Source organism: Pseudomonas sp. LB-090624 (genome assembly GCF_003205205.1).
Taxonomy (GTDB): Bacteria; Pseudomonadota; Gammaproteobacteria; order Pseudomonadales; family Pseudomonadaceae; genus Aquipseudomonas.
Genome location: NZ_QJRL01000005.1, coordinates 106,275 through 121,374 on the forward strand (window position 1 = coordinate 106,275; position 15,100 = coordinate 121,374).

General features: G+C 62.1%; 13 protein-coding genes. 8 read left to right on the forward strand and 5 right to left on the reverse strand.

What is annotated here, in order from left to right:
- Positions 1 to 213: 213 nt before the first annotated feature.
- Positions 214 to 1,242, reverse strand: coding sequence for a LacI family DNA-binding transcriptional regulator (locus tag DMX11_RS07670; protein ID WP_110743939.1), 1,029 nt, complete (start codon positions 1,240 to 1,242; stop codon positions 214 to 216).
- Between the two features lie 282 nt (positions 1,243 to 1,524).
- Here DMX11_RS07670 and DMX11_RS07675 point away from each other — a divergent pair, with 282 nt between their 5' ends.
- The 7 genes from DMX11_RS07675 to DMX11_RS07710 all read left to right on the forward strand — a co-directional run bounded on the left by DMX11_RS07675 (position 1,525) and on the right by DMX11_RS07710 (position 9,801).
- Entirely contained in the window at positions 1,525 to 2,910 is a 1,386-nt protein-coding gene (locus DMX11_RS07675; RefSeq protein WP_110743940.1) for an MFS transporter, read from the forward strand.
- A 16-nt stretch (positions 2,911 to 2,926) separates the two neighbouring features.
- Positions 2,927 to 4,114 carry a mandelate racemase/muconate lactonizing enzyme family protein gene (locus DMX11_RS07680; RefSeq protein ID WP_110743941.1) on the forward strand — a complete coding sequence of 396 codons (1,188 nt, stop codon included), beginning with the start codon at positions 2,927 to 2,929 and terminating at the stop codon, positions 4,112 to 4,114.
- A gap of 64 nt (positions 4,115 to 4,178) precedes the next feature.
- Complete coding sequence (locus DMX11_RS07685) at positions 4,179 to 5,711, forward strand: UxaA family hydrolase (RefSeq protein WP_110743942.1); 1,533 nt, start codon at positions 4,179 to 4,181, stop codon at positions 5,709 to 5,711.
- Positions 5,712 to 5,867: 156 nt separating this feature from the next.
- Positions 5,868 to 7,112 (forward strand): OprD family porin, encoded by a 1,245-nt coding sequence (locus tag DMX11_RS07690; RefSeq protein ID WP_110743943.1) that lies wholly within the window; start codon positions 5,868 to 5,870, stop codon positions 7,110 to 7,112.
- 376 nt (positions 7,113 to 7,488) lie between these two features.
- Entirely contained in the window at positions 7,489 to 8,205 is a 717-nt protein-coding gene (locus DMX11_RS07695; RefSeq protein WP_110743944.1) for a hypothetical protein, read from the forward strand.
- A 541-nt stretch (positions 8,206 to 8,746) separates the two neighbouring features.
- Positions 8,747 to 9,307 carry a GTP cyclohydrolase I FolE gene (gene folE / locus DMX11_RS07705; protein WP_110743946.1) on the forward strand — a complete coding sequence of 187 codons (561 nt, stop codon included), beginning with the start codon at positions 8,747 to 8,749 and terminating at the stop codon, positions 9,305 to 9,307.
- Positions 9,308 to 9,342: 35 nt separating this feature from the next.
- Positions 9,343 to 9,801 carry a DUF3429 domain-containing protein gene (locus DMX11_RS07710; RefSeq protein ID WP_110743947.1) on the forward strand — a complete coding sequence of 153 codons (459 nt, stop codon included), beginning with the start codon at positions 9,343 to 9,345 and terminating at the stop codon, positions 9,799 to 9,801.
- A gap of 23 nt (positions 9,802 to 9,824) precedes the next feature.
- On the opposite strand, the gene DMX11_RS07715 is transcribed toward DMX11_RS07710, so the two are convergent.
- The 3 genes from DMX11_RS07715 to galB are packed head-to-tail and all read right to left on the reverse strand — an operon-like array spanning position 9,825 to position 12,402.
- Positions 9,825 to 10,910, reverse strand: a complete 1,086-nt coding sequence (locus DMX11_RS07715; RefSeq protein WP_110743948.1) for a 4-oxalomesaconate tautomerase — start codon at positions 10,908 to 10,910, stop codon at positions 9,825 to 9,827.
- Positions 10,911 to 10,912: 2 nt separating this feature from the next.
- On the reverse strand, positions 10,913 to 11,629 hold the full coding sequence (locus DMX11_RS07720) for a 4-carboxy-4-hydroxy-2-oxoadipate aldolase/oxaloacetate decarboxylase (RefSeq protein ID WP_110743949.1): 717 nt from the start codon (positions 11,627 to 11,629) through the stop codon (positions 10,913 to 10,915).
- Positions 11,626 to 12,402: a 4-oxalmesaconate hydratase gene (galB, locus tag DMX11_RS07725; protein WP_103518093.1), complete on the reverse strand. Its 777-nt coding sequence runs from the start codon at positions 12,400 to 12,402 to the stop codon at positions 11,626 to 11,628. Before galB ends, DMX11_RS07720 begins: the two co-directional genes overlap by 4 nt.
- 117 nt (positions 12,403 to 12,519) lie before the next feature.
- Here galB and DMX11_RS07730 point away from each other — a divergent pair, with 117 nt between their 5' ends.
- Positions 12,520 to 13,713 carry a LysR family transcriptional regulator gene (locus tag DMX11_RS07730; RefSeq protein ID WP_110743950.1) on the forward strand — a complete coding sequence of 398 codons (1,194 nt, stop codon included), beginning with the start codon at positions 12,520 to 12,522 and terminating at the stop codon, positions 13,711 to 13,713.
- Between the two features lie 15 nt (positions 13,714 to 13,728).
- On the opposite strand, the gene DMX11_RS07735 is transcribed toward DMX11_RS07730, so the two are convergent.
- Positions 13,729 to 14,976, reverse strand: coding sequence for an OprD family porin (locus DMX11_RS07735; RefSeq protein ID WP_110743951.1), 1,248 nt, complete (start codon positions 14,974 to 14,976; stop codon positions 13,729 to 13,731).
- Positions 14,977 to 15,100: the final 124 nt, after the last annotated feature.

Consider the following 15,100-nt stretch of genomic DNA (forward strand, 5'->3'; position numbering starts at 1 on the left):
CCCGCTGGTCGCTTCGCTATTTTCGACACGCCCGAGAACGACATCCACGGGCTGAGCTAGATCGATGCCTTACAAGGGGCAGTCTTACTGCCCAAGCCTCGGTGGGCGAGGGGGTGGGGCATTCGAGCGAGCAGCGTGGCCGAAGTCGAGCAGGCTTGGGATCACGTGGCGACTCGGTTGCTGTGCTGGGCTGACGATTGATGCGCGCAGCTTTCAAGTGCTCTCGCGAACCACCAGGCTGAAGCCCACATCCTCTACCTGCTCCCGCCGTCCCAGGCGGCCTTCGATCCTCTGCAGCAGCAACTCTGCGGTACGCAAGCCAATGCGCCCGCCGTCAACATTCACCGTGCTCAAGCGCGGGTGTGTATGGGCGGCGAATTCCAGGTTACCGAAGCCCATCACCGCCAAGTCCTGAGGCACCCGTAGACCGTTGGCCTGGGCCTCGGCCATGACCCCCTGGGCGAGCAGGTCGATGCTGCAGATAACCGCATCCATCGGCACCTTGGCCGCAAGTAGCCGGGCCATGGCTTCACGGCCATTTCCCATGTTCACCGGCACTGCTTCAAGCTCGCAGGCGACCACTTCGACGCAGGCTGCGCGCAGGGTGTCGACACACGCCTGACGCCGACGGGTGGCGCGGGCGTCGTCGCTCCACACCAGGCTGACGCGACGGTGGCCGCGTGCAATGATGTGCTCGGCCATGGCCTGGCCGGCGGCTTCGTGGGAAAAGCCGACCACGGTATCGATCGGGTCCTGCGTCAGCTCCCACGTCTCTACCACCGGAATGCCACGGGCAATCAGCTTATCCCGCGCTTCAGGGCTCTGCAGTTGGCGGGTCAGCACGATGCCGTCGGGGCGTCGGGCGAGGATCGCATCGATCAGTTCCGCTTCACTGCTGTGTGCCAGGTCCGACTGGCTCAGAAGCAACTGGTAGCGCGCCGTTGCCAGGCGCTGGCCAAGTTGGGTGATGGTGTCGACGAAGGCACGGTTGGCAATGTTCGGCACCACCACGATGATCAGTCGGCTGCGCTGTGAAACCAATGCGCCTGCCAGCATGTTCGGCACATAGCCGGTCTTGCGGATGGCATTGCGCACTTTTTTCTGAGTTTTCTCCGACACCAACTCCGGTCGGTTAATCACCCGGGAAACAGTGATGGGCGAGACCTTGGCCATCTTCGCCACGTCGTCGAGGGTGGCGGGTGCCGATTTCGGACCGGTGGTGATTACGGGGTTTTCCAGCATGCGGAGCCTCAAGGCGGGCGGATTGAGCGGGTAAATCGATTCTACCGGAACGGCATCTGCTTTCCTGCCCCTTTGGAGTATTCCCAATGCATGGGAATTTCACCTGGACTCTCATTTGCACCTTGCGTTGAATCACGCATAGGATAAATGACAGCGCTGTCATTTGATAGCGCTGTCATTGGCCGAGGCAGCTCTCTATCAGGGCTGCAAGCTGCCAGAATTCGAAGCAGGTGCCGGTGCAAGGCCCTGCACGACGCCAATAAAAACAATGAGGCAATCGCGATGCACAACCACGACACTTACGCCGCCGGGCCTGCCCCCGGTGCCGTGGCCGCGTCCACCACGGCTACCCGCTATCGCTATCTGATCCTGGCTCTGATCACCATGGTCCTGGCCTTGAGCAGCGGTGACCGCGCCGCTCTGTCTGTGGCCGGTTCCGACATGAGCAAAGAGCTCGGCATCAGCTCGGTGGAAATGGGTTACCTGTTCTCCATTTTCAGCTGGGCCTATGTGATTTTCCTGATTCCCTCCGGCTGGCTGGCCGATCGCTTCGGCTCGAAGAAAAGCATGGCCCTTGCCATCTGCATCTGGTCGGCATTCACGGTATGCATGGGCCTGGTGCACTACGTCGGCATGATCGTGCCGCTACTGCTAGCCCTGCGCTTTTTGCTTGGCGTGGCCGAAGCCCCCGTGGGTCCCGCGTCCACCCGGGTGATCGCGTCCTGGTTCCCGTCGGCGGAGCGGGGCATGGCTGGGGCCATCTTCAATAGCGCCCAATACATCTCACTGGCGTTCTTCACGCCATTCATGGGCTGGCTTTGCTATGCCTTCGGTTGGCAGTATGTGTTCATCGTCATGGGTATCGTCGGGTTCGGGATCGCCACGATCTGGTGGAAAAACTATTACCTGCCGGTCAGTCACCCGAAGATGAATGGCGAGGAACTCGACTACTTGCGCAAAGGCGATGCGCTGGTCGATCTCGAGGCCCAGGCCTCTCTGCCCAAGGAAAAACGCCGCAGTTCGTTGGCTGAAGTGGGCCTGCTGTTCAAGAGTCGCATGCTGCTGGGCATGTTCATCAGCCAGTACTGCGTCAGCGCGGTTACTTGGTTCTACGTGACTTGGTTCCCGATCTACCTGGTCAAGGAGCGTGGTTTCGACATTCTCCAGGCGGGACTAGTGGCCTCCATCCCGGCCTTGTGTGGGCTGATCGGCGCGGTGTCCTCTGGCTTCTTCTCCGACTACCTGCTGCGCCGTACGAAGTCGCTGAGCATCGCCCGTAAGACGCCGATCATCACTGGCGTGCTGCTGAGCTCGACGATGATGCTGTGCAACTACGTCGACGCCCAGTGGCTGGTCATCGCGGTGATGAGCCTGGCGTTCTTTGGCAAAGGCTTCGGCAACCTCGGTTTCAGCGTGGTGGCCGACACCGCCCCGCGGGAGATGATCGGCATGACCGGCGGCGTGTTCAACGCCCTGGGTAACACCGCCGGCATCGTCACCCCAGTGGTCATCGGCTACCTGCTGCACTCCAGCGGCTCGTTCAACAGCGCACTCATCTACGTCGGCGCCCATGGCCTGCTGGCGGCGTTTTCCTACCTGGTGATCGTCGGCCGCATCCAGCGCCTGCAGCTGTCCGATTTGACCGGCAAACCTTCCCACGCTCAGTGATTCAGAGGACGACTTCATGATCGAAAGCAACGTCTACATCGACCCGAAAATCGCCGCCCTGCAACCAGGGCCAGCCACCACCGACAGCATTGTTTGGATCAAGCTGTCCTATACCGTGCTGCCACTGGGTGCGCCGATCAGCGATGCCAAGGTGCTGACCGGGCGGCAGAAGCCGCTGACCGAAATCGCCTTCATTTTCGCCGAAATCCGCACCCGCGATGGCCATGAAGGAATCGGCTTCGGCTACTCCAAACGCGCCGGCGGCCCGGGCATGTACGCTCACGCCCAGGAAATCGCCCCGAACCTGCTGGGCGAAGACCCTAACGACATCGCCAAACTCTACAACAAGCTGCTTTGGGCCGGCGCTTCGATGGGCCGCAGTGGTCTCACCACCCAGGCCATCGCGCCGTTCGACATCGCCCTGTGGGACTTGAAAGCCAAGCGTGCTGGCCTGCCACTGGCCAAGCTGCTCGGTGCTCACCGCGATTCAGTGCAGTGCTACAACACCTCCGGCGGCTACTTGTCGACGCCGCTGGAGAAAGTCCTGGAGAACGTCCAAACCTCCCGTGGCAACGGCATCGGCGGTATCAAGATCAAGGTTGGCCAGCCAGACACCAGCGTCGATTTCAAACGTGTGCAGGCGGTACGCGAGCAGCTGGGCGAAGGCTTCCCGCTGATGGTCGACGCCAACCAGCAATGGGACCGGGTCACCGCCCAGCGCTTCTGCCGCAAGCTCGAACAGTTCGACCTGACCTGGATCGAAGAGCCACTGGACAGCGCCGACGTGGAAGGCCACGCCGCCCTGGCCGCGTCGCTGGATACCGCCATTGCCACCGGCGAGATGCTCACCAGCTTCAACGAACACGCCCACCTGATCACCGCCAACGGCTGCGATTTTGTCCAGCCCGATGCGCCACGGGTCGGCGGTATCACGCCGTTCCTGCAAATCATGAACCTGGCCAGTTTCAAGGGCCTGAAGCTGGCGCCGCACTTCGCCATGGAGATTCACTTGCACCTGGCGGCGGCCTACCCGGAAGAGCCATGGCTGGAGCATTTCGAATGGCTTGAGCCGATGTTCAATGAGCGCCTGGAGTTGCGTGAAGGGCGCATGTGGGTGCCCAACCGCCCGGGCCTGGGTTTCTCGCTCAGTGAACAGGCCCAGGCCTGGACCCAGAACAGCGTCGAGTTCGGCAAACGCCCGTGAGCAAGCCGCGGCGGTGGCGCTTCTGTCGCCATCGCGGTGTATGACATACCCATAGGAAAACACCATGAGTCACCGTGAAATGAGCCCCGTCATTCGCCTCGATGCCGCTGACAACGTCGTTGTCGCACGCGTCGAAATCCCCGCCGGCACCGCCATCCCCGGTGAAGGCGTGACTACTCGGCAGCCCGTACCGCTGGGGCACAAGGTCGCTGCCCGGCTGATCGCCAAGGGCGAGCCGGTACTCAAGTACAACACAGTGATCGGCTATGCCGCCGAGGACCTGCTGCCGGGTACCTGGATGCACAGCCACAACATCGCCTTTGGGGAGGTCGACCGCGACTATCGCTACGGCCTGGACTATGTCCCTACCGACATGCTCCCGCCAGAGCAGCGTGCGACCTTCCTCGGCATCGTCCGGGAGGACGGTCGGGTAGCCACCCGTAACTACCTGGGGGTGTTCGTGGTCGGCAACTGCGGCGCCACCGTGGCGCGCAAGATCGCCAACCACTTCGACAAGCACCGCCTGGCAGGCTTCCCCAACATCGACGGCGTGGTGCCTTACGTACATGAAATAGGCTGCGGCATGGAGATGACCGGCGAACCGATGGACCTGCTGCGTCGCACCATCGGTGGCTACATCAAGCACCCCAATACTGTGGGCGCGGTGGTTATCGCCCTGGGCTGCGAGCGCAACAACATCCACGGCTTCTTCGAGCAGGAAGGGCTCGCGGAAGGCGACATGCTGAAGAAGTTGGTGATCCAGGATGTCGGTGGGGTGAAGAGCGCCACCGATCAGGGCATCGCGCTGATCGAAGGCATGCTGCCCCAGGCCGATCAGGTGCGGCGCCAGCCGGTGTCCGCCGAGCACTTGATGATCGGCATGCAGTGTGGTGGCTCCGACGGCTTCTCCGGCCTCTCGGCCAACCCGGCGCTGGGCGCGGCGGTGGATATCCTGGTGCGCCATGGCGGCACCGCGATCCTTTCGGAAACCTCGGAAATTTTCGGCGTCGAGCACACGCTGACCGCCCGCGCCGTCACCCCGGCGGTGGGCCACAAGCTGATCGAGCGCATTGAATGGTGGCTGGAGTACAACCGCGGTCGCGATACCCAGATCAATGGCCGCGTCAGCCCCGGCAACAACGCCGGTGGCCTGGCCAACGTGCTGGAAAAATCCCTGGGTGGCGCGAAGAAGGGTGGTAATGCGCCGCTGATGGATGTGTACGAGTATGCCCATTCGGTGAAAACCCACGGCCTGGTATTCATGGACACCCCCGGCTACGACCCGGTCTCGGCCACCGGCCAGATCGCCGGCGGCGCCAACCTGATCGCCTTCACCACCGGCCGTGGTTCGTGCTTCGGTTCAGTGCCGGCACCGACCTTCAAGCTGGCTAGCAATTCGCCCATGTACCAGCGCATGAGCGACGACATGGACATCAACTGCGGGCAGATCATCGACGGCGAAAAGACCATTGCCCAGATGGGCCAGGAAATCTTCGAGCGTTTGCTCGCCCATGCTTCGGGGGAGGCGACCAAGAGCGAGCTGAATGGCCTAGGCGAGGATGAATTCTGCCCGTGGCAGATAGGCGTGCTCGCCTGACCCGGCCCTTCGCGCCTGAATCCGCTCCTGCAGGGCTGTCCTTGGTCTCCAAGGCTACACAGCTGTCTTGTGGGGGCGGGCTTGCCCGCGAAGCGGCCCTCTGAGTCAACACAATGATAAAGGCCAGCACGCTCAGCTCGGCCGAACGGACCAGTCATGCATAAAAACAACAACATCCTGCCTGTTGCCTCACTGCTCTGCTTTACCCTCCCGGCCTACGCCGGGGGCTTCCTGGACGATAGCCAGGCCTCCTTGAGGTCCCAGAACTTCTACCTCAACCGTGACTTCCGTGAAGGTACGGGCATCTCCAAACGAGAGGAATGGGCCCAAGGCTTCATTCTGGATTTCCGTTCTGGCTACACCCTTGGCGCCGTCGGTTTTGGCGTCGATGCCATCGGCATGCTCGGCCTGAAGCTCGACTCCTCCCCAGGGCGCAGCGGCACCGGCCTGTTGCCGGTCGCCGACGATGGCCAGGCCCCGGACCAATACAGCAAGTTCGGCGTAACCGGCAAGGCGCGCCTGTCCAACACCGAACTGAAGATCGGCACCCAGTTGCTCAAGTACCCGACCATCGCCTCCAGCACCGGCCGTATTCTGCCGCAAACCTTCCAAGGGGGTGTGCTTACCTCGAAAGAGCTGGACAGCCTTACCCTGACCTACGCCCAGATCAATCGCACCACCAAGCGCGATTACTCGCACAGTGAGGCCATGAGCCTGGTCAATAAGAACGGCCGCTTCCGCGGCACGCCTGAGGCCGATGACTTTCGCATGGGCGGCGTGGACTACGTGGTCAACCCCAACCTGAGCCTCAGCTATCAATACGGCGAACTGGACGAGGTTTACGGCCAGCACTATCTCGGCCTGTTCGGCAGCACCGCGTTGGGCCCCGGCAAGCTGGTCTTCGATGCGCGCTACTTCATCAGTGATGACAAGGGCCAGGCCATGGCCGGTCGGGTCGACAACCGCGCACTCAATTTGCTGCTCAGCTACAGCCAGGCCGGGCATACCTTTGGCGCCGCCTACCAGGGCCTATCCGGCACCACGGCCATGCCTTACCTGATCGGCACCGACGCTTATCTGACCAACTACATGATGGCAGCCGACTTCATGGAAACGGGCGAGCGTACCTGGCAGTTGCGCTACGCCTACGACTTTATCGTCCTTGGTATTCCAGGTCTGACATTCTCGACCCGCTACAACCATGCCGATCACGCCAACCCGGCGACGTTCGCCGGGGAAGGGCGCGAGTGGGAGCGTGACACGGACCTTGGCTACACGTTCCAGTCTGGGTTACTGAAGAATGTCAATGTGCTATGGCGCAATGCAGCGCTGCGCTCCAATTATCAACGCGACATCGATGAGAACCGGCTGATTGTGAGTTACACCTTGCCATTGTTTTGAGTTTGCTGAGTCTATGTACGAGGAATGACCGCTAGTGATTGGCGGTACGGTCGGCAAAGTAATATTGCCGGCCATTTTTTTACCTGGGCCATAGGCTGGCCACACGGTGACGCCTTTAGCTAGCTGATCAGAACGGTCTTCACCCCGATCTACTTCGACGAGCTGTCGATCAGCAGGCTGCAGATGGCTCGGGTGAACATGCAGTCCACCCAGCGGAAAGGCCGCGATCTTAGCAAATCCGGTTGCGGCGTTGTGGTCACTTCCAGAGCGGTTGCAAGGTGCGCTGTCTGTATCGCGATAATGGCAAAGGGTCAGCATGGACTTGCGCGAACCCGCCCTCGAAACTGATCCATTCGCATCTGGACCAGGGCCGGTCATGAATAACCTGCAACGCACACTCTCTCTCATGCTGCTGCTGGCAGCCGCTTCATTGACCGCCTGCGTCCCGTGGAAACGCGAACGCGCCGCCTACGCGGACCTTTGCGAATCCGAGTTCCAGTTCAAAGTGCCAGGCCCGCAGGGGGAGACCACCCTCTACCTGGAAACCTACCTCTACGACCATGCCGCCCTATGGGGCGAAAAGCGCTATGAGCAAAGCCTGTACGTGCAGTACCCGGGCGAGAAGTACTCGCGGCAGGAATTCTTTGTGCAAATGATCGCCTACAACAAAGACCGCCAACGACCGTCGACCGATGCCAAGCGTGGCGAGCCGCCGATACCGGTGCTGTATGACAGCCGTAAGGCTTACATCACCTTTGAAGACGGCTCGCGCCTGAATGCGCGGCCCGAGGTGTACCTGGGCATCAACGAGACCTACGACTTTCCGTTGGTGAATGAGAAGACTGCCCGGCCATCGCCGTATGACATCAATAGCGATGAAGTGCACCGGATGATTCCCAGGATGACCAACAACAAGCGCTATGGCTCGGCTTACGTGATCTTTCAGACGGACAAGTTCGAGGCAGATTCCAAGTGGACGATTCATCTGGGGGCACTGGATGTGCAGGGCCGCAAGGTGCAGATTCCGCCGCTGAAGCTCTGCTATCACCCGGTGGAGGAATGGATCGGGATCGAGCCGCTCATGCGGCCTTGAGTGGAAGGTGGCCGCCATGGGAGGTTTGGTGGCGGTGAGATCGCGCGCCGCCCGCGCGGCGCATCGCGAGCTGCGCTCGCTCCTACGTTTGTTTCGGTCCAATTATTCCTGGGGGATTTGCGCGCGTACGCCTTGGCGCATGGCGCGATATCGCGTCGTAGAAACAAGGCGGTCGCGCGCGCCTCTCACAGGCATAACTGGCCCGAAAAAAACGTAGGAGCGAGCGTAGCTCGCGATGCGCCGCGCGGGCGGCGCTCGATCTCACCGCCACCACAAATCCACCTGCGAACACCCCCTAGCCCCCCATTGCGAATTTCCTGGTTTCAGCTAACTTATACAAAAACCTATACAAGATTGAGGTCTTGTACATGTATTTCGAATGGCCCTTCACCCTGTGCTTCGACGGCGCTTGCCCATTGTGCGCTCGGGAGATACGTCCCCTGTTTTCGGTTCTTTACAGGCTGTTCTGTCGATTGAGGCCACACTTGGCCTGGCTACCACATCCCGATGGCGGGCACCGCTGTAGCGGTGAGGAGTCCAAATGTCACACACGTTAGCCGAGCACTACCATGAAATTCTCGTCGGCATTGGTGAGAACCCGCAGCGCGAAGGGCTCCTGGATACACCCCAGCGTGCGGCCAAAGCCATGCAGTACCTGTGCAACGGGTATGCCCAGAATCTTCACGAGGTCGTGAACGGCGCTTTGTTCGAGAGTGAAAACGATGAAATGATTGTGGTGCGGGACATCGAGCTCTACTCCTTGTGCGAACACCACATGTTGCCATTCATTGGCAAGGCGCATGTCGCGTACCTGCCAACAGGGCGCGTGCTAGGGCTTTCAAAGGTTGCACGTGTGGTGGATATGTTCGCCCGTCGTTTACAGATACAGGAAAACCTCACACGGCAGATTGCGTATGCCGTGCAGGAGGTCACGGATGCCGCAGGAGTAGCGGTCGTGATCGAAGCCAAGCATATGTGCATGATGATGCGCGGGGTAGAGAAGCAGAACTCGGTGATGATGACATCCGTGATGTTAGGTGAGTTTCGCGACGACCCCTCCACGCGGCACGAATTCCTTAACCTCATTGGACGACACAACTGACATCCGGTCCTGAACCGTTGCGAAGGGGCGCCCAGATGAGTTCCGTTGCTACCGCTTTATCTCCAAGCCGCTTCACTGTCCTGGGTTACGGCGGCCTGCTGCCGTTTATTGGTTTGACGGCGCTCATCCTCTTTTCGGCTGAATATCGAGCGTTTTTCTCGATGATGCTGGTTGGCTATGGCGCGGTGATATTGAGCTTCGTCGGTGCCCTGCACTGGGGGTTCGCCATGACCTTGCAGGGTTTGACCGCGAAGCAGCGCCAAGATCGACTGGTGTGGAGCGTTATACCGGCCCTGGTCGGCTGGGTTAGCACGTTGCTGCCTGTGCCAGTGGGGTGTCTGGTGTTGACCTTCGGTTTTGTCGGCCATCTTTGGCAGGATCGCAAACTGGCGCAAGCCGTGCCTGGGTGGTATCTGCCGATGCGCGTACATTTAACGGCTGTCGCGAGCCTCTGTTTGCTGGTCAGTGCACTTGCGGTGTCCATTCATTTTTGAAACCCCAAGCGACCATTGATGAGTCACTTCTGCGGCCCACCCCAAATATCTCGCCCGATGCACACAACCCCGTCAAACAGCAAACGCGCCGTCCTCACCAACCCGCACCCCTTGATCACGCCATGTTCCAGGCTGATTTCCACCGTAAATTCCCCACTCGGATGCTCCACCCCCAAACGCTGACGATCACCGCCGGACGTGCTGGCAAGGCCCTGTGCAACCGACCCCTCAATCAAGCAGGCCGTAGCAACACTCACCGCACCAAACACCCCGATGGACGCATGGCAGCGGTGCGGGATGAATGAGCGCGTATTGACCGTGCCGCCGTTGCGCGGTGCTGACAGCAGGCACATTTTTGGCACATTGCGCTGGCTGACATCACCCAGGTTCATGCGTGGGCCCAGTTGCAGGCGGATGGCTTCCAGGCGCGTTTTCAGTGCGCTGTCGGCATCCAGCGTTTCGCACGGCTCGTAGCCGGTCACGCCAAGGTCCTCGGCACGCAGCAGCACCACGGGCATGCCGTTGTCGATGCAGGTCACCTCCAGGCCATCGACACAGTCGCGGCTGTTGCCGGTGGGCAACAGGGCTCCGCAGCTGGCGCCGGCCACGTCGGCAAACGTGACCACCAGCGCCGCCCCACGGCCCGGCACCCCATCAATACGGGTATCGCCGGCATACTCCACTTGGCCATCGGTGGTCGGCACCTGGGCAATGGCGATCTGCCCAGTGTTTTCCATGAAGATGCGTACCGGTGTGCTCGCGCCGCTGGCAGCCACCAGGCCGCGCTCGAGGGCGAACGGCCCTACGCCGGCCAGAATGTTGCCGCAGTTTTGCCCATAGTCCACCCGCGCCTCGTCCACCACCACCTGAGCGAACAGGTAGTCCACGTCGGCGTCATCGCGCTGCGAAGCGCGGATGATGGCGACTTTGCTGGTGAGCGAGTCAGCGCCGCCGATGCCGTCAATCTGCCGGGCATCGGGCGAGCCCATCACCGCCAGCAGCACCCGGTCACGCAGCGGCCCTGGGGCGGGCAGGTCGCCATGCAGAAAATAGGCGCCCTTGGAGGTGCCGCCGCGCATCAGCAGGCAGGGTATGCGGGTCTGGCCCATGTTCAGCCTTCCAGGTCGGTGAGGTGGTCGACATAACGCAGGCCCTTCGCCGCCAGGCGCGGGCGCATCTCGTAGATGTCCAGGCCAAGCTCGCCGGCGGCCAGGCGCAGGCGTTTGCGTTCTTCCAGGTCGGCGCGCTGGGTGGCGGCATCGAGTACCGCCTGGGCTTCGCCATGGCGCACCACCACTACACCGTCGTCATCGGCCACTACGATGTCACCGGCATTTACCAGCTGCCCGGCACACAGCAGTGGTAGGTTCACCGAGCCCAGCACCTCTTTCACCGTACCTTGGGCGTTGATGGCGCGGGACCACACGGCAAAGCCCATGTCGCGCAGTGTCTGGCTGTCGCGCACGCCCGCATCGATCACCAGGCCGCGCACGCCGCGGGCCTGGAGCGAGGTTGCCAGCAGGTCGCCGAAATAGCCATCGCTGCACGGCGAGCTGGGCGCCACCACCAGTACGTCGCCTGGGCGGCACTGCTCCACGGCAACATGGAACATCCAGTTGTCGCCTGGGGCCACCATCACGGTTACCGCGGTGCCGGCCACCGCCACACCTTGCTGGATAGGGCGCACGGCTGTATTGAGCAGCCCCTTGCGACCTTGGGCCTCATGCACCGTGGCGACACCCAGCCGGCCCAGGGCATCGATGATGTGTGGCTCAACGCGTGGGATATTACGCACGACGATGCCGGTCTTGCCGATCAGCCCGCTCATGCCAGGTTCTCCGTCACGCGTGGGAACACGCTCTGCAGGCCTTCGGCGTAGACGATGTTGCGTGCACTGGTGATGCCCACGTTACGCTTGGCTTGCACGCCGCGCTGCAGGGCCACGCGGGTGTAGTACTCCCAGAGGTGTTCCTGGCCGGCCATGCACTGGATGGCGGCATACTTTTTGTCCCACACCGAGGTGATGTCCAGGAAGGTGTCCGGGCGCCATTCGCACTGCTCGGGCTGGTGCGGCTCAAAGGCGTACACCGGCGGTGCGCCAACGATCTTTTCGCCCGGCTTGTAGCCTTCAGCCTGGGCGATGATGCGGGCTTCCTGTGCCAGGTGCATGGCCAGTGGGTGGTCGTAGTTGTAGGGGTCTTTGAGGGAGTGGCTGAGTACGAACTCCGGTTGTACCCGGCGATACACATCGGCCAGGCGGAACAGGGTGTCCTTGTCGGCGCGCATCGGGTAGTCGCCGATGTCGAAGAACTCCACGCTGGCACCGAGGATTTCGGCCGCCGCCATGGCTTCTTCACGGCGTGCGTCCTTGACCTTGGCTTCAGTCATTTCACCCTTGCGCCACAGCTTGGCAGACTCACCACGCTCACCGAAAGACAGGCAGACCACGTGCATGGCATAGCCTTGCTCAGCATGCAGCGCAATGGCGCCACCGGCACGCCAGACAAAGTCGGCCGAATGTGCGCTGACCACCAGGGCGGATTTTTGTGGGGTATTCATGGTTCGTTGGCTCCTGCAGTGGGGGTGGGCGCAGGATGTCACTGGCCTGTGCAGGGCACTAATGCATTCATTTACAACGGCTATGCGTTTTATTTATTGCCGGGCAAGCGGGGTAGAGGCATAGTCGCCGCAGTCACGAGCCGAGCGCCGGGAGCCCTTATGATCGATGTCGAACTGCCCAACCTGATGCAAGTCCGCGCGTTCATCCGGGTAGCCGAGCTGGGCAGCGTTTCGCGGGCGACGGAGGTGCTGTTCCGTGCTCAGTCCGTGGTCACTCGCGCCATCGCCGAGCTGGAGGCGCGCTTTGCCGTGCCCCTGTTCGAGCGCCATGCCAATGGCATGCGCCTGACTGACTATGGCGAGTGCCTGCTGCCGCGTGCACAGCGCGTGCTGGCGGAACTGGACGGCGTGCCGAGTTTGCTGGGCACCGCGCAGGGCGAGCCCCTTTACCTGTTTCAGGCGCGGCGCCTGCAGGTGTTCGTGAAACTTTGTGAGACACGGCATATGCAAACCGTGGCGCGGCACTTCGGCCTTAGCCAGCCGGCGGTCAGTGCTGCCTTGAAAGTGCTCGAAGGCGGCTGCGGACAGCCCTTGTTCGTGCGCACGTCGCGCGGCCTGCAGCCCACTGTGGCCAGCCGGGACATTCTGTTCCCCATCCGCCGGGCGCTGAACGAGTTGCGCCTGCTGGACAGTGACCTGAGCGCGATGCAAGGCACCCTGCGCGGGGTGGTGCATGTCGGCGCGTTGCCATTGGGCCGCTCGCGCATTCTACCGGACGCCATTTTACGCTTCACGGCCCAGCACCCACAGGTTCGGGTGGTGACCAACGAAAGCCCGTTCGACCTGTTGGCAACCGAGCTGCGGGTAGGGGATGTGGACTTTGTGCTGGGGGCCTTGCGGCCTCACGACTATGCCAGCGATCTGGTGGGCGAGCCGCTCATCAACGAGGAAATGGTGTTGCTGGCCCGTCGAGGGCACCCGCTGTTGCACACACACCTGACGCTCAAGGGCGTGCACCAGGCGCGCTGGGTGTTGCCGCGGGCGGGCTCGCCGGCCCGTCAGCTGCTCGACAACTGCTTCGCCGCCGCGGGCCTGACGGCGCCGTGGCCGGTGGTGGAAAGCGCTGATCTGGCGGTTATCCGTGGCCTGCTGGTGCGTTCGGACATGCTGGCGGCGGTGTCTGCGCACCAGTTGGCTCACGAGATTGCCAGCGGCGAACTGCAACCCCTGCCGCTGGCGCTGCCCGGTACTGCCCGCGCCATCGGCCTCATGCAGCGCAGTGGCTGCCTGCAGTCACCGGCAGCAGTCGCGCTGATGACCTGTATCCGCCAGGTCATCACTGAGCAGGCGTAAGCCCGGGAGGGTGCCTTAAAGCAGGCTCAGCGGGTAGCTGACGATCAGCCTGTTCTCATCGAAACTGTTGGTGCTGCCCCAGTCCCGGCGCTGGCTGGAGTTTCGCCATTTGAGGTTCAGGGCCTTGAACGGCCCGGACTGGACGACATAGGCCAGCTCGCTTTCGCGGCCCCACTCGGTGCCGTCCTGGGTGCTGGCGTTGTGCACGTTGTCACCGTGGATATAGCGGTTCATCAGGGTCAGGCCGGGTATGCCAAGCACCACGAAGTTGAAGTCGTGGCGCACTTGCCAGGAGCGCTCGCGGGCGCTCTCGTAGCTGGAGCCGAAGGCGTCGTTGGCCAGCGTGCCGCCGCTGGTGCCGTTGACCCGGAACCATTCATCATCGCCCATGACCTTTTGCAAACCGACGAAGAACGTGTTGCCACCCAGCTTCGCCGAGAACAGGCCCGAAGCGGTGCGGTTGTCCAGTTCGCCTGCTTGGGCGCCACCGTCGTCCTTGCCCCAGAAGTAGCCCAGGTTGGCGCCCAGTACCCAGTTGCCCAGCGGCTGTTGATGCTGCACCTGGAAGTAGCGCTGCTGGTAGATGTCTTCCAGCTGGGCATACCAGGCGCCGACCAGGGTGCGCTCCTGGTTGAAGCGGTATTCGCCGCCGGCGAAGTTGAAACGGTCCGAGGTGAAGGCTGTGCGCGTGAACAGGCTCATGTCCTGCATGCTGGCGTCGTTACGCGGGCTGTTCTGGCGGAACTGGCCGCCATACAGGCTCAGGCCGGCCAGCTCGTTGGAGGTGACCTGCGCGCCCTGCAAGGTTTGTGGCAGCGAGCGGCCGTCATCGGCGCGCAGGATGGGCAGGGTAGGCGACCACTCACCGACTTTGAGTTCCGTCTTGGACACCCGCAGCTTGCCTGCCAGCGCCGTGCGGCCAAAGTCGTCCGCCGGGCGCCCGTCGTCATGAACAGGCAGCAACTGCGTGCCGGCGGTGCCCTTGCCGCCATCAAGTTTGATGCTGTAAAGGCCCAGCACGTCAACGCCGAAACCGACCACGCCGGGGGTGTAGCCGGACTTGAAGTCAAGGATGAAACTTTGTGTCCATTCCTCGGCTTTGCCTTGGCTTGCCGTGCCCGTGTAGTCGCGGTTCATATAGAAGTTACGCAACGTCAGGCTTGCCTTGGCATCGTCGACGAAGCCTTCGGCCAGGGCTTGCAGTGGCAAGCTGGCTGCCAAGGCGCATGTAGGGACGAGCAGGTACAGGGTGCGGCATTTCATTATTTTTATTCTCCAGGGATGGGCAAAGCGCTGCCCGCCAGCGGCGCATCGGCGCTGGGCAGGTTGAATCAGGGAGCGGTGGGGGTGGCGGCGCGGGACGCGCCGTCACAGGATCAAGCGGGCT

Excerpts from the sequence above, each read along its gene's own strand:
- DMX11_RS07670 (WP_110743939.1), bottom strand. The coding sequence starts at position 1,242 with ATGCTGGAAAACCCCGTAATCACCACCGGTCCGAAATCGGCACCCGCC.
- DMX11_RS07675 (WP_110743940.1), top strand. The coding sequence starts at position 1,525 with ATGCACAACCACGACACTTACGCCGCCGGGCCTGCCCCCGGTGCCGTG.
- DMX11_RS07680 (WP_110743941.1), top strand. The coding sequence starts at position 2,927 with ATGATCGAAAGCAACGTCTACATCGACCCGAAAATCGCCGCCCTGCAA.
- DMX11_RS07685 (WP_110743942.1), top strand. The coding sequence starts at position 4,179 with ATGAGTCACCGTGAAATGAGCCCCGTCATTCGCCTCGATGCCGCTGAC.
- DMX11_RS07690 (WP_110743943.1), top strand. The coding sequence starts at position 5,868 with ATGCATAAAAACAACAACATCCTGCCTGTTGCCTCACTGCTCTGCTTT.
- DMX11_RS07695 (WP_110743944.1), top strand. The coding sequence starts at position 7,489 with ATGAATAACCTGCAACGCACACTCTCTCTCATGCTGCTGCTGGCAGCC.
- folE (WP_110743946.1), top strand. The coding sequence starts at position 8,747 with ATGTCACACACGTTAGCCGAGCACTACCATGAAATTCTCGTCGGCATT.
- DMX11_RS07710 (WP_110743947.1), top strand. The coding sequence starts at position 9,343 with ATGAGTTCCGTTGCTACCGCTTTATCTCCAAGCCGCTTCACTGTCCTG.
- DMX11_RS07715 (WP_110743948.1), bottom strand. The coding sequence starts at position 10,910 with ATGGGCCAGACCCGCATACCCTGCCTGCTGATGCGCGGCGGCACCTCC.
- DMX11_RS07720 (WP_110743949.1), bottom strand. The coding sequence starts at position 11,629 with ATGAGCGGGCTGATCGGCAAGACCGGCATCGTCGTGCGTAATATCCCA.
- DMX11_RS07730 (WP_110743950.1), top strand. The coding sequence starts at position 12,520 with ATGATCGATGTCGAACTGCCCAACCTGATGCAAGTCCGCGCGTTCATC.
- DMX11_RS07735 (WP_110743951.1), bottom strand. The coding sequence starts at position 14,976 with ATGAAATGCCGCACCCTGTACCTGCTCGTCCCTACATGCGCCTTGGCA.